Raw genomic sequence first — 26,657 nt, 5'->3', positions numbered from 1 at the left:
CCGCAACGCGAACGATGCTACCGCCGCGGCCCCCGTGCCGCGGCTCTGACGGATGCAAGGCATGAGTGATTTTCCACGCTGGAAATATTTCCTGGTCGCCATCGTTTTGGTGCTGGGCATCGTCTACGCGTTGCCCAACGCGTTCCTGCCGCAGCCGGCGGTGCAGGTCACGGCCAATCGCAACGGCGTGGTCAACCAGGCGCTGCAGGAAAAGGCGCTGCATGCGCTCAAGCAGCAGAACATCGCCTACCAGAGCGCCGAGCTGAGCAACGACCACCTGCTGGTGGCGTTCGGCAACGCCGACGTGCAGAAGACCGCCGGCGACGCCATCAAGGCGGCGCTGGGCGACGACTACACCGTGGCCTTCAACCTGAAGTCCACCGTGCCGCACTGGCTGTCGATGATCTTCGCCCGCTCCATGCCGCTGGGCCTGGACCTGCAGGGCGGCGTGCACTTCCTGATGGAAGTGGACCAGAGCGACGTGGTGGACAAGCAGGAAACGCGCTACGCGGATGACATCCGCAGCATGCTGCGTGACAAGAACATCCGCTACGACTCGGTCAGCCGCAACGCCGTGCGCGGGCAGGGCGTTGCCGTGGTGCTGCGCTCCGCCGCGGACCGCACCGCGGCCGCCAACGCCATCGCCGCCGAGTATCCGGACCTCTCCGTGCAGGACGGCCAGGTCACCGGCGACCGCTTCGTGCTCAACGCCGTGCTGCGCCCCGACAAGCTGCGCGACATCTCGCTCAACGCCGTGCGCCAGAACCTGGGCACGCTGCGCAACCGTATCAATGCGCTGGGCGTGTCCGAGCCGATCATCCAGCAGCAGGGCGACAGCCGCATCATCGTCGAGCTGGCCGGCGTGCAGGACACCGCCGAGGCCAAGAAGCTGATCGGCGCGACCGCCACGCTGGAATACCGCGCCGGCTACGGCAGCCCGCAGCAGGCCATGGATGCGCAGCGCACCGGCAGCGTGCCGCCGGATGCGCGCCTGTACAAGGACCAGCGCGGCAACCCGGTGCTGCTGAGCAAGAAGATCATCGTCACCGGCGACCAGCTGGTCGACGCCGCTTCCGGCACCGAGCAGCAGAGCGGCTCGCCGATGGTGTCGGTGACGCTCAATGCCGCCGGCGCCAAGAAGATGCTCGACTTCACCACCAGCAACGTCGGCAAGCCGATGGGCGTGGTCTATGTCGAGCGCGTGGTCGAGACCAAGGTGGTGGACGGCAAGGAAGTGCGCACGCCGAAGATCACCGAGGAAGTGATCAACTACGCCACCGTCAACGGCGTGTTCGGCAAGAACTTCCAGACCACCGGCCTGCGCAGCGCCAAGGAAGCCTCCGAGCTGGCCCTGCTGCTGAAGGGCGGCTCGCTGGCCGCGCCGATCGACATCGTCGAGGAGCGCGTGATCGGTCCCAGCCTTGGCCAGGACAACATCGCCAAGGGCATGAAGGCCGTGCTGATCGGCCTGGGGCTGGTGCTGCTGGCGGCGGCCATCTACTACAAGCTGTTCGGCCTGGTGGCCGACGTGGCGCTGTTCTTCAACCTGGTGATCCTGGTCGCGGTGATGTCGCTGGTCGGCGTCACCCTGACCATGCCGGGCATCGCCGGTATCGTGCTGACGCTGGGCATGGCGATCGACGCCAACGTGCTGATCTGCGAACGCGTGCGAGAAGAGCTGCGCAACGGCTCCTCGCCGCATGCCTCGATCCGCGCCGGCTACGAGAAGGCGTGGGCGACCATCCTGGACGCCAACGTCACCCACCTGATCGCCGCGCTGGCTTTGACCACGATGGGTTCCGGCCCGATCCGCGGCTTCGGCGTGACGCTGCTGATCGGCATCCTTACCTCGATGTTCACCTCGGTCACCGTGACCCACGCGATCACCGCGCTGATCCACGGCCATCGCAAGCTCAAGACGCTGTCGGTCTGAAGAGGAATCAAGCATGGAAATCTTCAACCACAACGCAAACGTCAACTTCCTGGGCATGCGCAAGGTCAGCATCGGCATCGCCGTGCTGCTGATGCTCGTCTCGATCGCCCTGCTGGCCGTGCGCGGCCTCGACTACGGCCTGGACTTCACCGGCGGCATCTCCGCCGAGATCAGCTACCAGCAGCCGGTGGCCGTGGCCGACGTGCGCGAGGCGCTGGCCAAGGCGGGCATGGAGCACGCCGTGGTGCAGAGCCTGGGCGGCACCAAGGAGGTCTCGGTCCGCATGCAGCCCACCGCGGCGATGCTGGACCAGGGCAAGGTCAACCTGGACAAGGTCTCCGACGTGGTCAGCCGTGCGCTGAAGGCGGCGCGGCCGGACGCCCAGCTGAAGAGCCGCTCCTCGGTCAGCTCCCAGGTCGGCGACGAGCTGCGCAGCGACGGCACCGTCGCCGCGATCTTCGTGATCCTCGGCATCGGCCTGTACCTGTGGGTCCGCTTCGAGCGGCGCTTCGCCATCGCCGCGCTGGCGACCGAGGTGCACGACGTGCTGGTCACCCTCGGCGTGCTGGCGATCACCGGCCGCGAATTCGACCTGACCGTGCTGGCCTCGGTGCTGGCGGTGATCGGCTACTCGATCAACGACAAGGTGGTGGTGTTCGACCGTATCCGCGAGCTGTTCCGCCTGGCGCGCAAGGCCGAGCCGGTGGAAGTGCTCAACCGCTCGATCAACAGCACGCTGTCGCGAACCATCATCACCTCGCTGTTCACCGCGATCACCATGGCCGCGCTGTACTTCATCGGCGGCGCGGTGGTGCAGGGCTTCGCCATCACCATGCTGATCGGCATCCTGGTCGGTACGCTCTCCTCGATCTTCGTGGCAAGCCCGATCCTGCTGTGGCTGGGCGTGTCCAAGCAGGACCTGATGCCGCAGACCAAGGAGAACCCGGAACTGGCGCGCCGGCCGTAAGCCGCCGCATCAGGACCTGAGAAGCCCGGCCTCGCGCCGGGCTTTTTTATGCACGCTTTTTAAGCGTCCGGTATAGGAATTCCGATTACCGACAAAATGCCCACGCTAATGTCAATGGGCTATCGGCAAGTGCCGGAACGCGATTACTTGCCGCGATTATGCGCAAGTTTTTACGAGTGCACTCAAGGCCTTGCCCGGAGGGAGCGCAGGCTTTCGCCGCCTGATCCGCAAGAAGGGAAGCCCGAATGGAGCTGTGAAACCGCGGCGCTATGCGATTCATTAAGTAAATGTTGACTTGATGTAACGGTCGACGTTATTTTCCGGAGTGTTCCAGTTGCGACAGTCAGACGACAGCTTGCTTACAGCCACGGGAGGCCCGCAAGAAATCGTCGTCGCAACGGGGAATGCAGGGGCAATCTGCAGGGGGAGTTTCCTACAGGTGCAGTCTTGCAACCTCTTGGCCTGTCGCCCAGCCCGCCTGGGCGATTTTGCTCAGTTTTGCCCACCCCCCAAGTGGGCTTTTTCGGGGAGATCCAAATGAGTTTTCGTTCGTTGAATCGCGGTTATCTGCGCTATACGGCGCTCGCCACGGCTCTGGCGATGGGCCTGGCCGGCACGGCCTTCGCCCAGTCGACCACCGGCGGCATCTACGGTCAGGCCGAACCCGGCGACACCGTGGTCGTCACCAGCAACTCCGGTCTGACCCGCCAGGTGCCGGTCGACGCCTCGGGCAAGTACCAGGTCAACAACCTTCCGGTCGGCACCTACAGCGTGTCGCTGCAGAAGGGTGGCTCGGTGGTCGACACCCGCAAGGACGTCACCATCAAGGTCAGCGGCAACACGGAAGTCTCGTTTGCGTCCGCCGGCAATGCCTCGTCGCTGTCGGCCGTGACGGTCACCGCGAACGCGCTGCCGGCGATCGACGTCACCGGCGTCGACTCGCGCACCGTGATCACCTCGCAGCAGCTGGCCAGGCTGCCGCTGGCCCGTTCCTCGGAAGCCATCGCGCTGCTGGCGCCGGGCGCCGTGCAGGGCAGCGGCTTCTTCACCGGCCCGAGCGGTCAGTCGCTGGTCTCGTTCGGCGGCGCCTCGGTGGCCGAGAACGCGTACTACATCAACGGCATGAACGTGACCGACCCGCTCAACGGCCTGGGCGGCATCGACCTGCCGTACGGCTCGATCGAGCAGCAGGAAACGCTGACCGGCGGCTACAGCGCCGCGTTCGGCCGTTCCGACGGCGGCGTGATCAACATGGTCGGCAAGCGCGGCACCAACGACTGGCACTTCGGTGGCCAGGTGCTGTGGACCCCGGAAGCGCTGCGCTCGGATCCGAAGAACATCCGCCTGAGCAACGGCAAGCTGTACCAGTACCGCAACGAGAACAAGGGCTCGAGCGAAATCGCCAGCGCCTACGTCGGCGGTCCGCTGATCAAGGACAAGCTGTTCATGTTCGCGTCGGTGGAAGGCAACAAGTCCGACGACAAGCTGGTCAACACCGTCGCCTCCGGCACGGAAGTGCGCCGCCACTTCTCCGATCCGAGCTGGTACACCAAGCTGGACTGGAACATCACCGACAGCCACATCATCGAGCTGACCGGTGCGTCGACCAAGCATAACTACGACGGCAACATCTACGCGTACGACAACGACACCCGTACCCGCGGCGACTTCCTGCAGTCGGATCTGCCCAGCAAGACGTCGTCCACCATGTGGATCGCGAAGTACACGGGCTATATCACCGACGCGCTGACCGTCAGCGCGCAGTACGGCAAGCAGAAGACCGACCTGTGGACGAGCCTGGGCAGCGACTTCAACGCTGGCCTGACCAACGTGCTCAGCCCCGACCTGCAGAACCCGGCCCTGAACGGCGGCAGCAGCACCGGTATCGGCAACACGCAGACCGTGCTGACCACCACCGATCCGTCGCACCAGACCAAGGGCGCGAACTACCGCTTCGACGTCACCTACGTGCTGGGCAGCCACACCATCACGGCCGGTATCGACAACCAGCGCACGCAGGACCTGAACGACGGTTCGTACATCCCGACCAACGCCGGCTACGCGTGGGAGTACAACCACCGCTCGAACCCGAACTCGCCGATCGCCGAAGACAACGCCGGCAACGTGCTGGTCGACGCCCCGGCCAACTACCCGGGCGGCGCCACCGGTTACTACGTGGCGCAGTACTTCTTCAAGACCGCCGCGTCGGTTCGCGTGGAGCAGCGCGCTCAGTACATCGAAGACACCTGGCAGATCAATGATCGCTGGATGGTCAAGATGGGTCTGCGCAACGACCAGTTCACCAACTACAACAGCGACGGCGAACCCTACATCCGCCAGACCAAGCCGCAGTGGGCTCCGCGCCTGGGCTTCAGCTGGGACGTGAACGGCGACTCCAGCTTCAAGGTCTACGGCAACGCCGGCCGCTACTACCTCGCGCTGCCGACCAGCGTGGCGCTGCGTGGTGCCTCCGGTTCGCTGTACACCCGCATCTACTACACCTACACGGGCATCGATCCGGCCACCGGTTATCCGACCGGCCTGACCCCGGTCAACACCTCCAAGGGCGCGGGCGCCCCGTACTCCGAGAACAACGAGTACGGCCAGGCTCCGGATCCGAAGACGGTGACGGCGCGCAACCTGAAGGCGCAGTACCAGGACGAATACATCCTGGGCTTCGACAAGAAGCTCAACGATGAGTGGAACTACGGCGCGAAGGCGACGTACCGCACCCTGCGCAACATGATCGATGACACCTGCTACACCGATCTGTTCCAGACCAAGGCCGCCGAGCAGGGCATCGACGTCTCCGGCCTGCGCGGTTGCTACTTCTTCAACCCGGGCCGCGGTGCGGTGTTCCAGCTGCCCAACGGCACCGGCGGCTACGGCCAGCTGGAGATCAGCGCCAAGGACTTCGGCTTCGCCAAGCCCAAGCGCGATTACTACGGCCTGAACCTGTACCTGGAGCATCCGTTCGACGGCAAGTGGCAGGGCCGCATCGACTACGTCTTCTCGCGCTCCTACGGCAACACCGAGGGCCAGGTGAAGTCCGACATCGGTCAGTCCGACATCGCCGCGACGCAGGACTGGGATTACCCGGTGCTGATGGAATACGCCGGCGGCGTGCTGCACAACGACCACAAGCATCAGTTCAAGGCCTACGGCAGCTACCAGGTCACGCCTGAGTGGATGGTCGGCGGCGTGGTCAACCTGATCTCCGGCGCTCCGTACGACTGCCTGGACTACTACGGCCCGAACGGCACCTCGCCGGCTTACGACGGTCCGTACTACCACTGGTGCAACGGCAAGCCGTCGCCGTCGGGTTCGGCCGGTCGTCTGCCCTGGCAGAAGACCGTGTCGCTGAATGTCCAGTACCGTCCGGCCTTCGCCGATCACAAGCTGGCCTTCACGATGGACGCGTTCAACGTGCTGAACTCGCAGCAGGAGACGTACATCTACGAGTACAACCTTGGCGCGAACTACAAGCGTCCGCGTGGCTACACCACGCCGCGCTACTTCCGCTTCGGTGTGACGTACGACTTCTAAGGCAAGCCAGCCCCTGTCGCCTTGCATCGGCCCAGGGGTTTTTGAAAGCGATCGATGGAGCCGCGTCGGGATTTCCCGGCGCGGCTTTTTTCGTATGAAAGGGGGTTCTTCCGCCATTACGTCGTAGTGGCGTTGTCACTAAGCAAAGGAGAGGAATATGCGACCAGGTTTAAGGACGAAGCGCGTTGTTTTCGCGCTGATCGGCGGAATGCTGATCAGTGGGTACGCGTGGGCGGTGAATCCCGGCAAGGTGAACGTCAAGAACAGCTATTACAGCGACGCTTCGCTGACCACCCGGGTGGGGGAGCGGGACTACAACTGCCAGGGCAATCTGTATTCCTGGGGTTACCAGACCATGTACCAGACGTTCACGGCGCAGGATTGTCCGGACACCAGCGGTGGCATCAATACCGGTGGCGACGGCGGTCCCAGCGGCCCGCCGACGTGCACGCTGACGTATACGCCGTATCCCGAGGCGATCTGCACGGGCGGCTGAAAACAATCGCCGGCGAAAGCCGGCGATTTTGCTTGCCGCGCGGAAACGCTCAGCCCGCCGGCACGCGCAGTGCGGGGGCGGCCTCGTCCTCGCTCGGCTCCTGCGGGGCTTGCTGGGGCGCGATCATGTGGTGGAGATCCAACTGGTCCACCGGGATCGGCTCGTAGCCGGGACCGAACGCCACCTCTCCGAGCTTCCACCCCGCAGGCCGCCGCACCGCCCCCCAGAACCGCTTGAACGCCGCCCAGTGCAGCCCGACCAGGCCGTGCTCGTTGTCGGCGTCGACGGTCGGATCGCCCACGCCGGTCGGGCGCGGCGCCATGCCGTACAGCGAGGTGCCGAACAGCACGTCCCATACCGACAGCACCTGCCCGAAGTTGCAGTTGTGCAGGCCGGGCCGTTCCGGATCGACCAGCATGTGGTGCAGGCGGTGGAATTTCGGATCGACGAACACGCGCCCGAACACCGGCCCGAAGCCGATGCGCACGTTCGCGTGCGAGAAGTTCTGCACCAGCTCGCCGACCAGCACCAGCCAGGCGAACTGGTCCGGCTCCACGCCCATCACGATGCCCACCGTGGCCAGCACCATCGATTGCAGGAAGCCGTCGACCAGGCTGCCGCGGTCGTTGGTCCAGCAGCTCATCTGCCGCTGGCTGTGGTGCATGCTGTGCAGCGCCCACCACCAGGGCAGGGCGTGCTGCAGGCGGTGCATCCAGTAATAGACGAGGTCGTAGACCACGTAATAGCAACCGAACAGCAACCACGGATGCTGCTTCAGCCACGGCACCCAGTGCGTGATCGCCAGCGGCGACGCGCTGGCATCGCCGGGGCCGGTATCGGGGCCGCCGAAGTAATTGGCAACCGGCGTCAGCACCAGGAAGCTGAAGACCGGGAAGATGCCGACCAGCATCATCAGCGTGTACTGGAAATCCACGCGGGTGAGCCGGCGATCGGTCCAGCGCTCGGCCGGCAGCAGGCTTTCCAGCGGGCGGAAGACCAGGCCGATGATGCCCAGCTGCAGCGTGGCGATCAGCAGCGACTCGGCGATGTCCCCGGGATCGCCGGCCAGACCCTGCAGATGCAGGAGCTGCAGCACGGGCAGCACGCCGTGGCCGGCGAACCAATCGACCAGATGGGACCAGAACTCGGCCATCGACAGTACCTGGCAAGGAGAGGCGGTCGATCCTGCAGGTGCGTTGCGGGCTTGCTACAGAACCGGGCAGTACAGAATAACGCCGTGCCGCAGCGCTATCCAACCCGCAGGATGTTGCGCGCCCGACCGGATTCAGCCGCCGCGCAGTTGCGCGTCCAGTTCCGCCAGCTGCGCCGGGTTGCCCAGGTTGCGCCAGAAGCCGTCATAGCGTTCGCCGCTCAACTGGCCGGTGCGCATCGCCTGCTGATAGAGCGGCAGCAGCTTGAAGCGCCCTGGCGCATGGTCGCGCACGAACTCCGGCCGATAGACACCGATGTTGCCGAAGGTAAGCCGCTCGCCGGGGCCTTGCTCCGTCAGCTGTCCCGCGTCCAGCGTGAAGTCGCCCGCGGCGTGCCAATCCGGATTGGGCACCATCACCAGATGGGCGAGGCCAGCGGGTTCCAACGGCAAGCGGGCGTAGTCGTAATCGCTGTAGATGTCGGCACTGAGCGCGATGAAGGGCTCCGGCCCCAACAGCGATAGCGCATTGCGCATGCCGCCGCCGGTTTCCAATGGCGTGGGGCCTTCGTAGGCATAGCGGATGCGCAAGCCCCAGCGCGAACCGTCGCCAAGCGTCTCCGGGAACTGATCCGCCAGATGCGAGGTGTTGATCACCACGTAGTGCACGCCAACCGCCGCGAGCTTTTCCAGATGCCATACGATCAGCGGCCTGCCGCCTGCCATGAGCAGCGGCTTGGGCGTGCGGTCGGTAAGCGGCCGCATGCGCTCGCCCAGGCCCGCGGCAAACACCAGCGCATGCCTCATGCGGCCACCTGCGTGAGGTCGCGGCCGGCGGCGTGGCGTTCCAGCAGCGCGGCGAAATCGGCGAGCTCCGGATAGCTGTGCGCCACTGCGCTGACGTAGCGATAGACGGCAGGCACATCGGCCAGATAAGCCGGCTTGCCGTCGCGATACCACAGCCGATAGAACTGGCCGAGCACGCGCACGTGGCGGTGCAGTCCGGTCAGGTCGAACCAGCGCAGGAAGCGTGCGGCATCGACGTTCGCATCGATCAGGCCGGCGCCGAGCAGGCGCTGGCGATACGACTCCACCCAGGCTTCGACGCGCTCGCGCGGCCACACGATGTAGGCGTCGCGCAGCAGCGAGGCGAGGTCGTAGGTGACCGGGCCGGCCAGCGCGCCCTGGAAATCGATCACGCCGGGGTTGTCGCGCTCGACCACCAGCAGGTTGCGGCTGTGATAGTCGCGATGCACGAAGCAGCGCGGCTGCTCCAAGGCGTTGCGGATGATCAGCTCGAAGGCCGCTTCGAGAACCTCGCATTCTTCGCGGCTGGGCGTGTGGCCCAGGTGGCGCGCGAGGAACCACTCCGGCATCACTTCCAGGCCGCGCACCAGCATGTCGCGATCGAACGGCGGCAGTTCGCTGCAGTCCATGCGCGTCTGCATCAGCAGCAGCGCATCCATCGCATCGCCATAGAGCGCGTCGGCGTTGCGCTCGTTCAATTCGGACAGGTACAGCCGGTTGCCAAGGTCTTCGATCAGCAGGAAGCCCCGGTCCAGATCCTTGGCGCGCACCGCCGGCACATGCAGGCCCGCGGCGGCGAGGCGCTCGCCGATCGCCAGCCACGGGCGCGGGTCTTCGCGGTCGGGCGGCGAGTCCATCACGATCCAGCTCGCGCCGTCATGGCGCGTGCGCCAGTAGCTGCGGAAGCTGGCGTCGGCGGAAGCCGCTTCCAGGGTAAGCGTGGCATCGTCGAGAACGGAGCGGGCCCAGGCGAGGCGGGCGGCGGAGCGATCGGTCATGCGATGAAGCTTAGCGGGGCGCTCGCATATGAAGAAAGTCCGCAACGCGCGTCACCGCTGAGCCCCTCTCCCCTCGGGAGAGGGGTTGGGGTGAGGGTACGGGCGGAGCGCAAGAGTGACGTGCATCGCTCCGGCCGAACCCTCATCCACCTGCCGGCACCTTCCTCGCTCCTCAGAGCCGCGCACATCCATGTGCGCTCCCCGCGTGCTCTCCCACGGGGACTACCTTCGGGTCGCCGGAGGGAGAAGGGTTCCAACTTGCGAACCGAGGCCAGTCGATCCATCACGAGAGGTTGTAAGCCTTCTCCTCATGCAGCGCGATATCCAGGCCCACCATCTCCTGCTCGTCGTCCACGCGCAGGCCCAGTGTCTTGTCGATCAGCTTCAGCAGCACGAAGCTCAGCACGGCGCTCCACGCGATGGTGAAACCCACGCCCTTGGCCTGGATCCACAGCTGTCCCCACAGCGAGGTCACCGTGCCGAAGCCGCCCAGCGCCGGCGACGCCAGCGGCCCGGTCAGCAGGCCGCCGAGGATGCCCGCCACCGCGTGCACGCCGAACACGTCGAGCGAGTCGTCATAGCCGAACTTGTGCTTCAGCCGCGTGGCGCTGAAGAAGCACACCACGCCGGCGACAAAACCCAGCACCAGCGAACCGCCCGGCCCGGCCGTGCCGGCCGCCGGCGTCACCGCGACCAGCCCCGCCACCGCGCCCGACACGATACCCAGCACGCTGGGCCGACCATGCACGACCCACTCGGCCACCAGCCAGCCCAGCGCGGCGGCGGCAGTGGCGATCTGGGTCACCAGCATGGCCATGCCGGCGCTGCCGTTGGCGGCCACCGCCGAACCCGCATTGAAGCCGAACCAGCCCAGCCACAGCAGGCTGGCGCCGATCACGGTGTAGCCGAGGTTGTGCGGCGGCATCGGCACGTGCGGATAGCCGCGGCGCTTGCCGATCACCAGGCAGGCGATCAGTCCGGCGATACCGGCATTGATGTGCACCACGGTGCCGCCGGCGAAATCCAGCACGCCCAGGTCGCCGAGCAGCGAACCCGGGCCGCTCCATACCATGTGCGCCACCGGCAGGTAGACGAAGGTCAGCCACAGCCCGCTGAACCACAGCATCGCGCTGAACTTCATGCGCTCGGCATAGGCGCCCACGATCAGTGCCGGCGTGATGATCGCGAAGGTCAGCTGGAACATCACGAACACCGCCTCGGGCACCGTCTGGTAGCGCGAGTCGGGCTTCAGTCCCGCCAGCATCGCGCGATCCAGCCCGCCGATGATCGAATGCCAACCGGTGCTGCCGGCCTGCATGCCCGTCGTGCTGAAGGCCAGCGAATAGCCGTACACGATCCACAGCACCGTCACCACCGCGGTGATGGCGAAGCACTGCATCAGCACCGACAGCAGGTTCTTCGCGCGCACCATGCCGCCGTAGAACAGCGCCAGGCCCGGCAGGGTCATCAGCAGCACCAGTGCGGTGGCGGTGAGCATCCAGGCGGTGTCGCCGCTGTCGATATGGGTGGGCGCCGCGGCCTGGCTCCAGGCGGGCAGGGCGAGCAGGCCGCCGAGCAGGGCGGTGGCGAGGCGGGCGATCCGGCGTTGCTTAGAGCGCATCGGTGTCCACCTCCATGGTGCGGATGCGGATCGCCTGCTCCAGTTCGCTGACGAAGATCTTGCCGTCGCCGATCTTGCCGGTGCGCGCGGCGCCGCTGATCGCCTCGATGGCCTGTTCCAGCTGTTCGTCCGCCACGGCCACCTCGATCTTCAGCTTGGGCAGGAAATCCACCACGTACTCGGCGCCGCGGTACAGCTCGGTATGGCCGTGCTGGCGGCCGAAGCCCTTGACCTCGGTCACCGTCATGCCGGCGATGCCGGCCTCGGACAGGGCCTGCCGGACGTCGTCCAGCGTGAAGGGTTTGATGATCGCGGTAAGCCACTTCATCCGGCGCTTTCCCCATGGGCGGATTGGTATGTGGCGTTGCAGCACGTTGCGTGCCAGTCGGCGAACTCCTGGCGAGGATCATGGATTCAATGAGTTAGCGTGACGATTCGTCTTACAAAGCGCCGCTTTGGCGCGTCACCGGTCGTCCATGCCCGTGTTTGGTGCAACGCCGCGAGATTGACCCAGGGCTGCTTAATCCGTACCATTTTGGTCCCGATTCCCCTGATGCCGAACCCTTACCTGTCCCCATGCTCCGCGTCAGCCGCCTTACCGACTACGCCACGGTGGTGATGACCTGCATCGCCGCGCATCCGCACGACGTGCTCAGCACCGCGCAGATCGCCGACGAGGCGCGCCTGGAGCTGCCCACGGTCAGCAAGCTGCTGAAGTCGCTGAGCCATGCGGGACTGGTCGAATCGTTCCGCGGCGTCAACGGCGGCTACCGGCTGGCGCGTCCGGCCGAAGCCATCTCGCTGGCGCAAATAGTGGAAGCGATGGAAGGACCGATCGGCATGACCGAGTGCGGCGTCGCCACGGGGCAGTGCGAGCGCGAATCGCAATGCAACGTGCGCGGCAGCTGGCGGCTGGTCAGCCACGTGGTGGACAACGCCCTGCGCGCCGTGAGCCTGGCCGACATGCTCAAGCCGCAGCCCGCGCCCCCGGTGGCGACCGTCGCACTCAGCACCCTGAAGAGCAGGACCACCGCATGACTCACGAACCCAGCAATACGGCCGTCGAGGAAGGTAGCGCCACGGTGCTGCGCGACAACGCCCAGGTGGCGGAGGCGCTAGGCCGCCGCTACGAGGCCGGCTTCGTCACCGACATCGAAACCACCAGTCTGCCGCCGGGCCTGAACGAGGACATCATCCGCCAGCTCTCCGCGATCAAGCAGGAGCCGGCGTGGATGACCGAGTGGCGCCTGAAGGCCTACCGCCACTGGCTGACCATGCCGACGCCGGACTGGGCCAAGTTGAAGCTCACGCCGATCGACTACCAGGCGATCAGCTACTACGCCGCGCCCAAGGCCGGTCCGAAGTCGCTGGACGAAGTCGATCCCAAGCTGCTGGAAACCTACGACAAGCTCGGCGTGCCGCTGCACGAGCGCGCCAAGCTCGCCGGCGTCGCGGTCGATGCGGTGTTCGACTCGGTCTCGGTCGGCACGACTTTCCGCAAGGAGCTGGCCGCCGCCGGCGTGATCTTCTGCTCGATGAGCGAGGCGATCCGCGAGCACGGCGAGCTGGTGCAGCAATACCTGGGCAGCGTGGTGCCTACCGGCGACAACTACTTCGCCGCGCTCAACTCGGCGGTGTTCTCCGACGGCTCCTTCGTGTTCGTGCCGAAGGGCGTGCGCTGCCCGATGGAGCTGTCCACCTACTTCCGCATCAATGCGATGAACACCGGCCAGTTCGAGCGCACCCTGATCGTGTGCGAGGACGACGCCTACGTCTCGTATCTGGAAGGCTGCACCGCGCCGATGCGCGACGAGAACCAGCTGCACGCCGCGGTGGTGGAGCTGGTGGCGCTGGAGCGCGCGCAGATCAAATACTCCACGGTGCAGAACTGGTACCCCGGCGACGAGAACGGCGTCGGCGGCATCTACAACTTCGTGACCAAGCGCGGCGACTGCCGCGGCGCGGATTCCAAGATCTCCTGGACCCAGGTCGAAACCGGCTCGGCGATCACCTGGAAATACCCCAGCTGCGTGCTGCGCGGCGACCGTTCGGTCGGCGAGTTCTATTCGGTGGCGCTGACCCACCATCGTCAGCAGGCCGACACCGGCACCAAGATGATCCACATCGGCAAGCACACCAAGTCGAAGATCGTCTCCAAGGGCATCAGTGCCGGCCGCAGCTCCAATGCCTACCGCGGCCTGGTCAAGGTGGAAAAGGGCGCCGAGGGCGCGCGCAACTACACCCAGTGCGATTCGCTACTGATCGGCAAGCGCTGCGGCGCGCACACCTTCCCATACATGGAAGTGAAGAACCCCAGCGCGATCGTCGAGCACGAGGCGACCACCTCGAAGATCTCCGACGACCAGCTGTTCTATTGCCGCAGCCGCGGCATCAGCGAGGAGGATGCCGTGTCGATGATCGTCGACGGCTTCTGCAAGCAGGTGTTCCGCGAGCTGCCGATGGAATTCGCGGTGGAAGCGAAGAAATTGCTGGAGGTGTCGCTGGAAGGAGCGGTCGGATGAAGCGCGCCGCCCTGTTCCTGCTGTGCGCCGCGCTGCCGTTCGCCGCGCCGGCCCAGCAGCCCGATTGCAACGCGCCGGGCACGCAGCTCGATATCAATGCCTGCGCCGGCGCCGACTTCGCCAAGGCGGACGCCGAGCTCAATGGCGTGTGGAAGAACATCCTGGCCAGGTACAAGGACCAGCCGCTGTTCCTGGACAAGCTCAAGGCTTCGCAGCGCCTGTGGCTGCAGTTCCGCGATGCGGAGCTGGAAGCGCTGTATCCGGTGGCCAAGGGCCAGGACGAGCGCCGCGAATACGGCAGCATGTATCCCACCTGCTACTCCGGCGCGAAGGCCAGGCTCACGCGCCAGCGCACCGAACAACTCAAGGCCTGGCTGGACGGCGCCCAGGAAGGCGATACCTGCTCCGGCTCCATCAAGAACTCCGCGGATTTGAAGTGACATGCTGAAGATCGAGAACCTGCACGCCCGCGTCGAGGGCAAGTCCATCCTCAAGGGCCTTACGCTCACTGTGAACCCCGGCGAGGTGCACGCCATCATGGGCCCGAACGGCGCCGGCAAGTCCACCCTGGGCAACGTGCTCTCGGGCCGCGACGGCTACGAGGTGACCGAAGGCTCGGTGACGTTCGAGGGCCGCGACCTGCTGGCGCTGGAGCCGGAGGAGCGCGCCGCCGCTGGCGTGTTCCTCGCGCTGCAGTACCCGGTGGAAATCCCCGGCGTGAACAACACCTATTTCCTGCGCGCCGCGCTCAACGCGCAGCGCAGGCAGCGCGGCGAGGCGGAGCTGGATTCCATGCAGTTCCTCAAGCTGGTGCGCGAGAAGCTGAAGATCATGCAGATCTCCGACGAGCTGCTGCACCGCGCGGTCAACGAGGGTTTCTCCGGCGGCGAGAAGAAGCGCAACGAGATCTTCCAGATGGCCGTGCTGGAGCCGAAGCTGGCGATCCTGGACGAGACCGACTCGGGCCTGGACATCGACGCGCTCAAGCAGGTGGCGCAGGGCGTCAACGCATTGCGCTCGGCGCAGCGTTCGTTCCTGATGATCACCCACTACCAGCGCCTGCTGCATTACATCGAGCCGGATTTCGTGCACGTGCTGGCCGACGGCCGCATCGTCGAGAGCGGCGACAAGTCGCTGGCGCTGAAGCTGGAGGAGCACGGCTACGCCTGGGTGAACGAGCGCAGCCCCGCCGGAGCGCAGGCATGAGCGAGCCGGCGCGCACGCCGTTCGTCGCGTCGCTGCCCGAGGCGGCGGCGCTGGCGCGCCTGCCCGGCAGCGAGATCGCATGGCTGGAGGCGGCGCGGCGCGAGAATCTCGACGCCGTCGCGGCCGCCGGCCTGCCGGATACGCGCGTTGAAGCCTGGAAGTACACCGCGCTGCGCGCCCTGGCGCAGCGCAGCTTCGCGCACGGCGACGCGCAGGCGGCCACGCGTGCAGTCGATGCGGCGGCGCTGGTGCTGCCGGGCGTGGACGGTCCGCGCCTGGTCTTCGTCAACGGTGCGTTCCGTGCCGACCTGTCTGCGCTGGAGCGGCTTCCCGCTGGCCTGAGCCTGCGCCCGCTTTCGCAGGCGCTGCGCGAGGACGCCGAGGGCCTGCGCTTCGCGCTCTCGCATCGTTACCGCGAAGCCGGCGACGCCTTCGCCCGGCTCAACGCCGCGCTGGCCGGCGACGGCGTCGTGCTGCGCGTCGCCGCGAATACGCAAGTCGCCGCACCGGTCCATCTGCTGTTCCTTGGCGCGCCGGCCGAAGGCGACCTGGCCTGGCATCTGCGCAACATCGTCGAGCTGGAGGAGGGCGCCGAACTCGCCCTGGTCGAACACCATGCCGCCGCCGGTGCGCAGAAGCATCTCGCGACCGTGGTCGGCGACGTGGTGCTGCGCGACGGCGCGAAGCTGGACTACGCCATCGTGCAGGATGCCGCCGAAGACGCGACGCTGATCCGCCGCAGCCAGCTGCGCCTCGGTTCGCGCGCGCAGGCCACCTTGCACGTGCAGGAACTGGGCGGTGCCCTGGTGCGCCACGACCTGCGCGCGGAACTGGCCGGCGACGAGGCGCGCTTCGTCTCCAATGGCGTGTTCGCGCTGCATGGCCGCCAGCACGTCGATACCCAGCTGGCGTTGCGCCACGCGGCGCTCAACACCGCCTCCGAATCCACCTGGCGCGGCGTCGCCGACCAGCGCTCGCGCGGCGTGTTCCGCGGCGCCATCGTGGTGGCCGAAGGCGCCGATGGCAGCGATGCCTCGCTCAGCAGCAAGAACCTGCTGCTGTCCGCGCTGGCCGAGGTCGACACCAAGCCCGAGCTGGAGATCTACGCCGACGAGGTGAAGGCCGCGCACGGCGCCACCGTCGGCCAGCTGGACGAGCGCGCGCTGTTCTACCTGCGCTCGCGCGGCATCCCGCACGCCGAGGCGCGCGCCATGCTCACCGCCGCGTTCTGCCGCGCCGTGCTGCAGGCGATGCCGAACGAAGCGCTGCGCGAGCACGTCGCCCAGCTGCTGCTCGCCCACCTGCCGGCGGAATAACGCCCACGCCACGGAATCCGAAGCCGATGAACGCCCAAGCCCAGCTTCCCACCGCCTTCGACGTGCAGCGCATCCGCGCCGATTTCCCGCTGCTGGCGCGCAGCGTGCACGGCAAGCCGCTGGTGTATTTCGACAACGCCAACACCAGCCAGAAGCCGCAGAGCGTGATCGAGGCGGTGGACCAGCACTACCGCCTGCACAACGCCAATGTCTCGCGCGCCGTGCATCTGCTCGGCGAGGAGGCCACCGCCGCCTACGAGGGCGCGCGCGACAGCCTGGCGCGTTTCATCAATGCCGGCTCGCGCAATGAGATCGTGCTGACCTCCGGCACCACTCAGGCGATCAACCTGGTGGCCTACAGCCATGCGCTGCCGCGATTGCAGCCCGGCGACGCCATCGTCACCACGGTGATGGAGCACCACGCCAATATCGTGCCGTGGCAGATCGTGGCCGCGCGCAGCGGCGCCACGGTGAAGCCGGCGCCGATCGACGCGCGCGGCGAATTGATCGTGGAGGAGTTCCTCAAGCTGCTCACGCCGGAAGTGAAGCTGGCCTGCGTGGGCCATGTTTCCAACGTGCTGGGCACGGTCAACCCGGTGCGCGAGCTGGCGCGCGAATGCCGCAGGCGCGGTATCCCGCTGCTGGTCGACGGCTCGCAGGCGGTGCCGCACCGCCCGGTCGACGTGCAGGCGCTGGGCTGCGACTTCTACGCCTTCACCGGCCACAAGATGCTGGCGCCCACCGGCACCGGCGTGCTGTGGGCGCGCAAGGAACTGCTGCAGGCGATGCCGCCGTTCTTCGGCGGCGGCGAGATGATCCGCGAGGTGCGCTTCGACGGCACCAGCTTCGCCGAGCCGCCGCACCGCTTCGAGGCCGGCACGCCGAACATCGCCGGCTTCGCTGGCGTGTCCGCGGCGATCGATTACTACGCCTCGGTCGGTTTCGAGACGATCCACGCCTGGGAGCAGCAGTTGCTGGCCTACGCCACCGAGCGGCTGCGCGATATTCCCGGCCTGCGCATCTTCGGCGAGGCGAAGGACAAGGAGCCGGTGATTTCCTTCCTGATCGACGGCGCCCAGGCCACCGACCTGGCCACCCTGCTGGACCTGCAGGGCGTGGCCGTGCGTTCCGGTCATCACTGCGCGCATCCGCTGATGCAGTTCTTCGGCGTGCCGGCGACGCTGCGCGCCTCGCTGGCGTTCTACAACACTCGCGAAGAGATCGACGCCTTCATTACCGCATTGCTGAAGGTGCGCAAGCTGCTGCTGTAACCACGGCGTAGGTTGGGGTGAGCGCCAGCGAACCCCAACGTGCCCGAACGGTCGATACTGCGGCAGCCTGACAGGTCCGTTGGGGTTCGCTGGCGCTCACCCCAACCTGCGCCGTTGGCGGGCTTACCAGATCTTCACCTGCTGCTCGCCCGAACGCACCATCTGGTCGCCCGGCTTGCACTGGAACGCCTGCGCGAACGCGGCCATGTTCGACGGAGCGCCGATCGCGCGGAATCTCGCCGGCGCATGCGGATCGGTGTTGAGCAGGGTCAGCTGCGCGGCATCGCGGATATTGCCGCGCCATACGCGCGCCCAGTTGAGGAAGAAGCGCTGGTCCTGGGTGTAGCCGTCGATGCTTTGCTTCGCTTCGGCGGGATTCTTTGCGAGCGCCATCTGCAGCGCGTCGTAGGCGGCGTTGAGGCCGCCGAGGTCGCCGATGTTCTCGCCCATGGTCAGCTGGCCCTTGACGAACTTGCCGGGCAGCGCTTCGTAGCTGTTGAACTGGGCGGCCAGCCTGGCGGTGCGCTCCTCGAAGGCCTTGCGGTCGGCGTCGGTCCACCAGTTGACGTTGTTGCCCTGGGCGTCGAACTTGCTGCCCTGGTCGTCGTAGCCGTGGCCCATCTCGTGGCCGATCACCGCGCCGATGCCGCCGTAGTTGAGCGCGTCATCCGCCTTGGCGTCGAAGAACGGCGGCTGCAGGATCGCGGCCGGGAACACGATCTCGTTCTTCTGCGCGTTGTAGTAGGCGTTCACCGTCTGCGGCGTCATGCCCCATTCGCTGCGGTCCACCGGCTTGCCGATCTTGCCGACCATGTAGTCGTAGTTGAACTTAGCCGCCGCCTGCACGTTGCCGAAGTAGTCGCCCGGCTTCAGCGTGAGGCCGCTCCAGTCGCGCCACTTGTCCGGGTAGCCGATCTTCGGCGTGAAGCTGGCCCACTTCTCCAGCGCCTTCTGCTTGGTGGCGGCGCTCATCCATTCCAGGTTCTCGATGCGCGACTTGTAGGCGGTGCGCAGGTTGTCCACCAGGCCCTGCGCGCGCTGCTTGGATTCGGGCGAGAAATAGCGCGCGACGTAGAGCTGGCCCAGCGCCATGCCCATGCCGTCGTTGACCGCATCGAGCGTACGCTTCCAGCGCGCCTTCATTTCCTTCTGGTCGTTGAGCGTCTTGGCGTTGAAGTCGAAGTCTTCCTGCTGGAACGCCTGCGACAGATAGGGCGCCGCGCTGTCCACCGCATGGAAGCGCAGATAGGCCTGCCAGTCGGACACCGGCGTCTGGGCCAGCATCTTGTCGAACTCGGCGAAGAACTTCGGATGCGACAGCGAGAAGCCGTCTTTCACGTCCGCGCCCTGCGCCTGGAAGAACGCCGCCCATTCGAAGTGCGCAGTGGCTTTGTCCGCATCGGCGATGCTGACGAAGTGATAGCGGTTTTCCGGCTTGCGCAGTTCGGTCGGCACCAGCGAAGCGGAGGCCAGGCGCGTCTCGAACGCCATCACCGCCTTGGCCTGCGCCTGCGCGTCGGCGGCGCTGACGCCGACCAGTTGCAGCGTGCGCGCGACGTGGGCGACATAGGCCTCGCGAATCTTGGCGAAGTCCGACTCGCTGTAGTACTCGGCGGTGGGCAGGCCCAGGCCGCCCTGGCCGACGTAGGCGATCTGGCGGCTGGAGTCCTTGAAGTCCGGGCCGCCGGAGAAGCGGAATGCCACGCCGTCGCCGCGCGCGTAGCTGTCGCGGATGTAGGCGGCGACGTCGGCGCCGTTCTTCAGCGCATCGATGCGCGCGAGCTGCGGCTTGATCGGGTCGTAGCCGGCTTTCTCGATCGCCGCTTCGTCCATGCCGGAGGCGTAGAGGTAGCCGATCTTCTGCTCGATCGAGCCGGCCTGGGCTTGCGCGGGGTGTTTCGCCGCGGCTTCAACGATGGTGCGCTGCGCGCCGAGGCTGTCTTCGCGCAGGGCGTCGAAGGAGCCCCAGCGGGTGCGGTCCGGCGGGATGGGGTGGGCGGCGACCCACTTGGCGTTGACGAAACCGTTGAAGTCGGCGCAGGGGGCGATCTTGCTGTCCAGTTCCTTGATGTCGAAGTGGCCGGAGGGGCCGGCGATGGCGGCGGTGGAGAGGGCCATGCCGATGGCCATGGTCAGCGGTTTCGCTAGGTGTTTCATGGGGTTCCCCTTCGATGACGATTGCCGCGGAAAAGCGCGGGCAGCCGCGCAGGCTAGGCAGCGGCGGCGAGTTGTCGACAGTGTCGAAGGTCACGCCTTGGCTCGTCACGGCGCAGGCCGGAATCCTCTTTGCTCGTCATCCCGGCGTAGGCCGGGATCCAGTAACGATCACGCCTGGTTGTCGCGTTGTGCGCAGCTTGTCTCGCCGTAGGCGAGTGTTTCGAGCCGCTGCCGCGGCCCGAGTTACTTTCTCTTGCTTGCCCAAGAGAAAGTAACCAAAGAGAAGGGCACCCTGCACGGCGCCCTCCGGTGGCGTAGCCACCGGAGGGTACGTGAGGGCTGGCCGGGCTTTTTGACGGGACATCCATGTCCCGTCAAAAAGGCGAGGACTCCTGTCCTCGCCCCCTTCGGGGCCTGATCGTCCAGCCCTCACCACCGCGCCAAGGGGGTTGAAGATCAAGAGCAAGATCAAAAGCGCACAAGCGGAACGCCGCGGGCTGCGCCGCGTGCTCTCAGTTCGATTGTCGCGACGCCCTCCATCCCCCTCTCCCCGCCGGGGAGAGGATTGGGGTGAGGGGCCGGGCGGAGCGCGGCGTGGACATTCGCGCCAAGCGCAATGCCGTCACTGCATCCAGCGTCGATGATTCAATCCATCAAGCTGACCGGCGTCTTCACCAGCTTCCTCGGGCTGATGCGATACACGCACCGCCGCGCTCCCGCCAGCAGGTGCTGCTCCCGCTTCACGCTCGCCTCTTCCCCCAGCACTTCCTGGAACAACTCCAGCTCCGCGCGACAGAAACCCTGGCAGGCACGCGCGGCGGCGCAGATCGGGCAGTGGTCTTCGATCAGCAGCCAGTCGCGGCCATCCTTCTCGGCACGCGCCATATAGCCCTCGCGCTCGCGGATCGCGGCGAGGCGGCGCACGCGTTCGGCGAGCGTGCGTGCGCCCGTGGTGGTCTGCAGGTATTGGCGGCGGTTTTCGTCGCGGCGCGCATCGACCAGCTTGTCCACGCCGGCCTCGCCGAACAACGTGCGCACGGAGGCGATCAGGTCGACCGCCAATTGTGCGTGCGCATCGGGAAAGCGTGCATGGCCGGCAGCAGTGAGCGACCACAGCTGGCGCGGCCGGCCGGCGCCGGCGGAGCGCTCCTGCTCGCCGACGATCAGCTGTTCGTCGAGGAGTTTCTGCACCTGCTGGCGAATCGCCTCCGTGCTTACCCCCAGGGCCTCGGCCAGCGCGGTGCTGCCTTGCGGTCCCTGGCTCTTCAGCTGGCGCAGGATGCGTTCGCTGGTGGGGTCGATAGGAGTGGAATCCATATTATCCAAGCTAATACTTGTTTAATTAACGTGCTCGGGTCTAATATCCCAAGCTGTAACTTGGATATTGGCGCACCCGGCGCGCCTTGTCGAGGCGCATGGGCACGCCATGCGGCGCGCGGCGCCGGCTCGCTCCTGCTCTATCTCCCCCAACGAAGCACCACAAGGAACGCTACGCATGGCCATCGAACTGCTGCCTCTGCCTTACGACCTCAACGGCCTGGCGCCGCATATTTCCGCGGAAACGCTGGAATATCACTACGGCAAGCATCACCGCACCTATGTCACCAACCTCAACACGCTGATCGCCGGCAGCGAGTTCGAGCATCTGGAGCTGGAAGACATCGTGCGCCGCTCGACCGGCGCGATCTTCAACAACGCCGCGCAGGCGTGGAACCACAGCTTCTACTGGAACTCGATGAGTCCGCGCGGTGGCGGTGCGCCGCAGGGTCTGCTGGCTGACCTGATCGTGCGCGACTTCGGCTCGCTCGATGCGTTCAAGGAAGCCTTCGCGGCATCCGGCACCAAGCAGTTCGGCTCGGGCTGGACCTGGCTGGTGCAGCAGCCGGACGGCAAGCTGGCCATCGTCAACACCGCCAATGCCGACACGCCGCTCACCGGCGCCGACCGTCCGCTGCTGGTGGCCGACGTGTGGGAACACGCGTACTACATCGACTACCGCAATGCCCGCCCGGCCTATCTGCAGGCGTTCTGGCAGCTGGTGCACTGGGAGTTCGCCGCGGACAACCTGGCCTGATGCGCTAGGAAAACCATAAGGTGCGGTCGCTACGCTGCGGCTTTCGACCGCCACCTTCCAGGGGTATCCGCGCATGAAAACGCCACCCATCCGCCTGTTGCCGCTGCTGCTGGCCGCCGCGGTGCTGCCCGCGCTGGCCGCGGCGCCAGCCGCGCCGTATGCCGTCACCGCCCGCCATCCGCTCGGCGGACCGGGCGGATGGGATTACCTCAGTCTCGATGCGAGCGCGCATCGCCTGTACGTCGCCCGCGACGATCGCGTGATGGTGATGGACACCGCCAGCGGCAAGCTGGCCGGCGAAGTGGCCGGCATGCAGCACGCGCATGGCGTGGCGCTGTCGCCGTCCACGCACGAGGGCTTCGTCAGCAGCGGCCGTGGCGACGAAGTGACGGTGTTCGATACGCAGACGCTCAAGCTCACCCGGCATATCCCGGTGAGCGGCAAGAACCCGGACGCGATCTTGTTCGACAGCGCCTCGGGTCATCTGCTGACCATGAACGGCCGCAGCAACAATCTCAGTGTGATCGACGCGAAGGCCGGCAAGGAGTTGTCGACCGTCGCGCTGCCCGGCCGCCCGGAATTCGCGGTGGCCGATGGGCACGGCACGCTGTATCTCAATCTGGAAGACAAGAACTCGCTGGCCCGCGTGGATCTGGCCGCAGGCAAGGTCACCGCGGTGTGGCCGATGGCGCCGTGCGACGGGCCGACCGGCCTCGTGCTGGATGCGCAGCATGGGCGTCTGTTCTCGGTCTGCGACAACGGCTGGATGATCGTCACCGACGCACATGACGGCCACCAGGTGGCCAAGGTCGCGATGGGCAAGGGCCCCGACGCGGTGATCTACGACGACGCGCGCCATGTCGTGCTCGGCTCGGCCGGCGCGGACGGCGTGCTCAGCGTGATCGCGCAGGATGATGCGGACCATTACCGCCTGCTGGCCAACGTGCCGACGCAGAAGAGCGCCCGCACCATGGCACTGGACCCCGGCACGCACGAGGTCTATCTCGCCGGCGCGAGCGGAGGCGGCAAAGGCAAGCCTGTCGAAGGCTTCGAGGTGCTGGTCGCCGCGCCGCGCTGAGCGTGCCGGCCTCGCCGGCAATGGCCGGCGAGGGCAGGGCGGCATTATCATGCCGCGCATGCCCACGACCTCTCTCCCTACTTTCCGCCCGGCCCTCGCGGCCGACGTCCCCGCCATCGTCGCCCTGGTCGAATCCGCGTATCGCGGTGACTCGGGCCGGCTGGGCTGGACCACCGAATCCGATCTGCTCGACGGCCGCCGCACCAATGTCGACGGCGTGGCCGAGCTGCTGCAGCAGGCCGACAGCATCGTGCTGCTGGCCGAGCGCGACGGCGAACTGCTGGCCTGCTGCCATGTGGAGCGCCAGGGCGAGGCCGGCTACTTCGGCATGTTCGCAGTCAATCCGCTGCTGCAGAACGGCGGCATCGGCAAGGCCCTGCTGGCCGAAGCCGAGCGCCATGCGCGCGAACACTGGCAGTGCCTGGCCATGCGCATGACGGTGATCGAGCAGCGTGCCGAACTGATCGCCTGGTACGAGCGTCGCGGCTACCAGCGCACCGGCGAATTTCGCCCGTTCCCCTACGGCGACGAGCGCTTCGGCATTCCGCGCCGCGACGACCTGCGCTTCGAGTGGCTGGTGAAGACCCTGGCCGGGGGCGCGGCGTGAGCGAGGACATCAGCGGCTGGACCTACGTCGGCACGCGTGCGGAACTGCTGCCCGGCGAGTTCAAGGTCGTCTACGACGAAGTGACGCAGGAGCCGATCGCCATCTACAACATCGATGGCGATCTGTATGCAGTGCAGGACCTTTGCACGCACGACGGCGGCGATCTCGCCGGCGGCGAGGTGCACGGTTTCGAGGTGGAGTGCCCGCGCCATGGCGCGCGCTTCGACCTGCGCACGGGCGAGGCGATGTGCCCGCCGGCCTACGAACCGATCGCGAAGTTCCCGGTGCGCGAAGCGCACGGCGGCATCTGGACGCGCGACGACCGCGAGTGACGTGTACGCTTCGAAGCTGGCGTAGGTTGGGGTGAGCGCAGCGAACCCCAACACCGTGCAGGCACGCGTTGCGCAATGTTGGGGTTCGCTGCGCTCACCCCAACCTACGGCGCGAAGCGGTAGACCAGGGCCATCGAGCCGGTGAACTGGTCGGCGGTGCCAAAGCCGCGCACCAGCGGGCTGTCTTCCGCATTGCCGAGCAGACGCGCGTAGGACAGCGAGAACACCGTGGCGAGATGACGGCCGAGCGGAATCAGGCCGTCGTATTCGAGGCCCACCTGCTGGCCGCCCGCACCGGGTTGCCACGGGGCGACGCCGAGCGCCGCGGCCTCGACCGCGGAGAGGCCGAAGAAGCGGCGCATCGCCGGGCCGTTCATCCACTGCCACTGCAATTGCAGGCCGTGCTGGTAGTGGCCGAGCGGCGGCAGCGCGCTGAAGGCGTAGGCGTTGACGTAGGCACCGGCGCCCAGCGTGTCGTGGGCGGCGTTGATGCCGACGTTCTGCGCTTCGTTGAAGTCGTACTCCACATAGCCGCCGGCATTGAGTCGCGGCGACAGCGAAGTGACCTTGCCGCCGAGCCGGCCGAGATCCTCGTGGCTGCGGCCCCACTGGTAGTTGCCGTAGAGGCCGCCGTGCAGGTGCTGGCCCATGATCAGGTCGAGCGTGGCGCCATCGTCGGTGGACAGGGTGATGCGGTCGCCGAGTTTGGCCTGCACGTACGGCGCGAACTGGTCGCGATGCGCGCGCGAACCCTGCCAGGCGGGCAGGCGGATAAAGCCGGCGCCGAGCAGATTGTCGTCGGCGGATGCGGCGGCCGCGTCGTCCGCATGGCACGGCGCGGCGACACCCAGCAGGGCGGCGCAGGCAGACGCCGTTAACCAGCGCGCGAACGCACTCACGGCTGCTTCGACCCCGCCTCGCCCGCGGCGAAACGCACCAGCACGCGCTGGCCGATGCGCGCGGAAGCCGGCGGCGGCTGGTCGAAGGCGAGCACGCATTCCACCGTGCGCGTGTTGGCGCGCACCAGCGGATCGTCTTCCAGCGCGCTGGCACCGAACACGGTACCGATGCGCAGCACGTGCGCGGTGAGGTTGGGCATGCCGCTGCCGCTGTCGTCGACCACCTCGGCGCGCATGCCCGGACTGACCGCGCGCACGAAGGATTCGTTGAGCTCGGCGCGCACCAGGCGCGGCTGCTCCGGCAGCAGCACGAAGGCCGGTCCACCCTGCGGCGACGCTGTCGCGCCGGGCTGGATCAGGCGCTGCACGATCTCGCCGTCGACCGGTGCCAGCAAGCTGCGCTGGGCCAGCTCGTAGCGCGCACCAGCCAGTTTCTGCGCGGCCAGCGCAGCGTTCGCGCGGGCGTTGGTCAGTTCGCCCTGCAGCTGGCGCGAGGCTTCGCGTGCGTCGTCGGCGCTCTGCGCATCGCCGGCGCCGGCCTTGGCGGCAGCGTCCAGGCGCTCGGCGCGTTGGTCGGCAGCTTTCATGCGCGCTTCGAGCAGGTCGGCCTGGGCCTGCGCCTGCTTCTGTTCCGCCTCGGCGGAAGTCACCGCCAGCTTGGACGGCTCGGTGTCGAGCATGGCCAGCAGCTGGCCTTTCTTCACGCGGTCGCCTTCGTGCACCTTGATCTCGGCGACCACGCCGTCGCGCGGCATGCTGAGCTTGAGCAGGCCGCCTTCGATATCGATCTTGCCGCGCGCCACCGCCGCGTAGGGCGAGGCGGCCGGCGCCTGCCTGGCGTCGTCGGCGGCATCGTCATGCGAGCAGCCCGCCAGCGCGAGCGCGGCGACGAGGGCAAGCGGGGAGAGGAGACGCGAACTCATGAGGCGGATTCCTTGAGGCCCGGAACGGCGTCCGGCAGCGAAGGCTGGCTGCGATCGCTGAGGATACGGCCGTCCTCCATGGCGAGGACGCGGTCGGCGTGGCCGACCAGGCGCGGATCGTGGCTGACGCACAGTACCGTGGTGCCGTGCGCACGCGCGATGCGATGCAGGATGTCGATGATGGTCTGGCCGTTGGCGGCGTCGAGCGCACTGGTGGGCTCGTCGGCGAACAGCAGCTCCGGTTCCTTGGCCAGCGCGCGGGCGATCGCCACGCGCTGCTTCTCGCCGCCGGAGAGTTCGGACGGGCGCAGGCGCATGCGCGGGCCCAGGCCGACTTCTTCCAGCGAAGCGACCGCGCGGCGGCGCGCCTCGCGTGGCGCCAGGCCTAGATAGCTCAGCGGCAGTTCCACCTGTTCCACCGCATTCAATGCCGGAAACAGGTTGAAGCCCTGGAACACGAAGCCGGTATGCAGCAGGCGGAAGCGTTCCAGCGCACGGATGTCGAGCTGGCCCAGGTCCTGGCCCAGCGCCGTGACCTGGCCGCTGTCCGGGCGCTGCAGGCCGCTGAGGATGGCCAGCAAGGTGCTCTTGCCGCAGCCGGACGGGCCGGAGATCAGGGTCAGTTCGCCGGAGCGCATGTCCAGCGTGAGGTCGTGCAGCACGGTGCTGCGCACGCGGCCGGACTCGAACGACTTGGCCACGCCGCGCGCCTGCAGCGAGATGGTGGCGGATGCGGGTGTCGCGCTGGCCATGC

General features: G+C 67.0%; 24 protein-coding genes. 14 read left to right on the top strand and 10 right to left on the bottom strand.

From position 1 onward, the window contains the following. Positions 1 to 61: 61 nt before the first annotated feature. From secD to BM172_RS16690, 4 genes are all read left to right on the top strand, one after another. Positions 62 to 1,933, top strand: a complete 1,872-nt coding sequence (gene secD, locus BM172_RS16705; protein ID WP_026635131.1) for a protein translocase subunit SecD — start codon at positions 62 to 64, stop codon at positions 1,931 to 1,933. A 13-nt stretch (positions 1,934 to 1,946) separates the two neighbouring features. After that, positions 1,947 to 2,900, top strand: coding sequence for a protein translocase subunit SecF (gene secF / locus BM172_RS16700; RefSeq protein ID WP_026635132.1), 954 nt, complete (start codon positions 1,947 to 1,949; stop codon positions 2,898 to 2,900). Between the two features lie 537 nt (positions 2,901 to 3,437). Continuing rightward, on the top strand, positions 3,438 to 6,446 hold the full coding sequence (locus BM172_RS16695; RefSeq protein ID WP_026635133.1) for a TonB-dependent receptor: 3,009 nt from the start codon (positions 3,438 to 3,440) through the stop codon (positions 6,444 to 6,446). Between the two features lie 208 nt (positions 6,447 to 6,654). Further along, positions 6,655 to 6,942, top strand: coding sequence for a DUF6289 family protein (locus tag BM172_RS16690; protein ID WP_051548631.1), 288 nt, complete (start codon positions 6,655 to 6,657; stop codon positions 6,940 to 6,942). A gap of 49 nt (positions 6,943 to 6,991) precedes the next feature. Here the strand turns inward: BM172_RS16690 and BM172_RS16685 are convergent, their stop codons facing one another. The 5 genes from BM172_RS16685 to BM172_RS16665 all read right to left on the bottom strand — a co-directional run bounded on the left by BM172_RS16685 (position 6,992) and on the right by BM172_RS16665 (position 11,846). Next, a complete protein-coding gene (locus BM172_RS16685; RefSeq protein WP_035323302.1) occupies positions 6,992 to 8,095 on the bottom strand; it encodes a sterol desaturase family protein in 1,104 nt (367 codons plus the stop codon). Positions 8,096 to 8,227: 132 nt separating this feature from the next. After that, positions 8,228 to 8,899: an N-acetylmuramate alpha-1-phosphate uridylyltransferase MurU gene (gene murU, locus BM172_RS16680; RefSeq protein ID WP_026635135.1), complete on the bottom strand. Its 672-nt coding sequence runs from the start codon at positions 8,897 to 8,899 to the stop codon at positions 8,228 to 8,230. Next, complete coding sequence (locus BM172_RS16675; RefSeq protein ID WP_026635136.1) at positions 8,896 to 9,897, bottom strand: aminoglycoside phosphotransferase family protein; 1,002 nt, start codon at positions 9,895 to 9,897, stop codon at positions 8,896 to 8,898. The genes murU and BM172_RS16675 overlap by 4 nt, the downstream gene beginning before the upstream one ends. 283 nt (positions 9,898 to 10,180) lie before the next feature. Next, the gene (locus BM172_RS16670) at positions 10,181 to 11,518 is read right to left on the bottom strand and encodes an ammonium transporter (RefSeq protein WP_035323303.1); all 1,338 of its coding nucleotides are present in this window, start codon (positions 11,516 to 11,518) and stop codon (positions 10,181 to 10,183) included. Next, the gene (locus tag BM172_RS16665; RefSeq protein ID WP_026635138.1) at positions 11,508 to 11,846 is read right to left on the bottom strand and encodes a P-II family nitrogen regulator; all 339 of its coding nucleotides are present in this window, start codon (positions 11,844 to 11,846) and stop codon (positions 11,508 to 11,510) included. The genes BM172_RS16670 and BM172_RS16665 overlap by 11 nt, the downstream gene beginning before the upstream one ends. A 248-nt stretch (positions 11,847 to 12,094) precedes the next feature. Between BM172_RS16665 and BM172_RS16660 the strand changes: the two genes are divergently transcribed. The 6 genes from BM172_RS16660 to BM172_RS16635 are packed head-to-tail and all read left to right on the top strand — an operon-like array spanning position 12,095 to position 17,833. After that, positions 12,095 to 12,556, top strand: coding sequence for an SUF system Fe-S cluster assembly regulator (locus BM172_RS16660; protein WP_026635139.1), 462 nt, complete (start codon positions 12,095 to 12,097; stop codon positions 12,554 to 12,556). Then, a complete protein-coding gene (sufB, locus tag BM172_RS16655; RefSeq protein WP_051548634.1) occupies positions 12,553 to 14,040 on the top strand; it encodes a Fe-S cluster assembly protein SufB in 1,488 nt (495 codons plus the stop codon). The genes BM172_RS16660 and sufB overlap by 4 nt, the downstream gene beginning before the upstream one ends. Continuing rightward, entirely contained in the window at positions 14,037 to 14,480 is a 444-nt protein-coding gene (locus BM172_RS16650) for a lysozyme inhibitor LprI family protein (RefSeq protein ID WP_035323304.1), read from the top strand. Before sufB ends, BM172_RS16650 begins: the two co-directional genes overlap by 4 nt. Position 14,481: 1 nt before the next feature. Then, positions 14,482 to 15,246, top strand: a complete 765-nt coding sequence (sufC, locus tag BM172_RS16645) for a Fe-S cluster assembly ATPase SufC (protein WP_026635142.1) — start codon at positions 14,482 to 14,484, stop codon at positions 15,244 to 15,246. Continuing rightward, positions 15,243 to 16,562 (top strand): Fe-S cluster assembly protein SufD, encoded by a 1,320-nt coding sequence (gene sufD / locus BM172_RS16640; protein ID WP_026635143.1) that lies wholly within the window; start codon positions 15,243 to 15,245, stop codon positions 16,560 to 16,562. The genes sufC and sufD overlap by 4 nt, the downstream gene beginning before the upstream one ends. Before the next feature lie 26 nt (positions 16,563 to 16,588). Then, positions 16,589 to 17,833 carry an aminotransferase class V-fold PLP-dependent enzyme gene (locus tag BM172_RS16635; protein WP_026635144.1) on the top strand — a complete coding sequence of 415 codons (1,245 nt, stop codon included), beginning with the start codon at positions 16,589 to 16,591 and terminating at the stop codon, positions 17,831 to 17,833. A 123-nt stretch (positions 17,834 to 17,956) separates the two neighbouring features. Here BM172_RS16635 and BM172_RS16630 read toward each other — a convergent pair whose 3' ends face one another. Then, positions 17,957 to 19,990, bottom strand: a complete 2,034-nt coding sequence (locus BM172_RS16630) for a M13 family metallopeptidase (protein ID WP_026635145.1) — start codon at positions 19,988 to 19,990, stop codon at positions 17,957 to 17,959. Between the two features lie 645 nt (positions 19,991 to 20,635). Next, positions 20,636 to 21,307: a helix-turn-helix transcriptional regulator gene (locus BM172_RS16625; RefSeq protein WP_026635146.1), complete on the bottom strand. Its 672-nt coding sequence runs from the start codon at positions 21,305 to 21,307 to the stop codon at positions 20,636 to 20,638. A gap of 178 nt (positions 21,308 to 21,485) precedes the next feature. On the opposite strand from BM172_RS16625, the gene BM172_RS16620 reads away from it, so the two are divergent. The 4 genes from BM172_RS16620 (at position 21,486) to BM172_RS16605 (ending at position 24,081) form a co-directional block, all read left to right on the top strand. Continuing rightward, on the top strand, positions 21,486 to 22,064 hold the full coding sequence (locus tag BM172_RS16620) for a superoxide dismutase (RefSeq protein ID WP_026635147.1): 579 nt from the start codon (positions 21,486 to 21,488) through the stop codon (positions 22,062 to 22,064). 73 nt (positions 22,065 to 22,137) lie between these two features. Further along, entirely contained in the window at positions 22,138 to 23,142 is a 1,005-nt protein-coding gene (locus tag BM172_RS16615) for a YncE family protein (RefSeq protein ID WP_026635148.1), read from the top strand. A 58-nt stretch (positions 23,143 to 23,200) separates the two neighbouring features. Then, positions 23,201 to 23,749, top strand: coding sequence for a GNAT family N-acetyltransferase (locus BM172_RS16610; RefSeq protein ID WP_026635149.1), 549 nt, complete (start codon positions 23,201 to 23,203; stop codon positions 23,747 to 23,749). A gap of 8 nt (positions 23,750 to 23,757) precedes the next feature. Then, positions 23,758 to 24,081 carry a non-heme iron oxygenase ferredoxin subunit gene (locus BM172_RS16605; protein ID WP_026635150.1) on the top strand — a complete coding sequence of 108 codons (324 nt, stop codon included), beginning with the start codon at positions 23,758 to 23,760 and terminating at the stop codon, positions 24,079 to 24,081. A 104-nt stretch (positions 24,082 to 24,185) separates the two neighbouring features. Here the strand turns inward: BM172_RS16605 and BM172_RS16600 are convergent, their stop codons facing one another. The 3 genes from BM172_RS16600 to BM172_RS16590 are packed head-to-tail and all read right to left on the bottom strand — an operon-like array spanning position 24,186 to position 26,655. Then, positions 24,186 to 24,980 (bottom strand): MipA/OmpV family protein, encoded by a 795-nt coding sequence (locus BM172_RS16600; RefSeq protein WP_051548635.1) that lies wholly within the window; start codon positions 24,978 to 24,980, stop codon positions 24,186 to 24,188. Further along, positions 24,977 to 25,903, bottom strand: coding sequence for an efflux RND transporter periplasmic adaptor subunit (locus tag BM172_RS16595; RefSeq protein WP_026635151.1), 927 nt, complete (start codon positions 25,901 to 25,903; stop codon positions 24,977 to 24,979). Before BM172_RS16595 ends, BM172_RS16600 begins: the two co-directional genes overlap by 4 nt. Then, positions 25,900 to 26,655 carry an ABC transporter ATP-binding protein gene (locus BM172_RS16590; protein ID WP_026635152.1) on the bottom strand — a complete coding sequence of 252 codons (756 nt, stop codon included), beginning with the start codon at positions 26,653 to 26,655 and terminating at the stop codon, positions 25,900 to 25,902. The genes BM172_RS16595 and BM172_RS16590 overlap by 4 nt, the downstream gene beginning before the upstream one ends. Positions 26,656 to 26,657 lie beyond the last annotated feature (2 nt).

It is taken from the genome of Dyella marensis (genome assembly GCF_900112865.1).
Taxonomy (GTDB): Bacteria; Pseudomonadota; Gammaproteobacteria; order Xanthomonadales; family Rhodanobacteraceae; genus Dyella_D; species Dyella_D marensis_A.
This window is presented reverse-complemented; position numbering and strand designations above follow the sequence as displayed.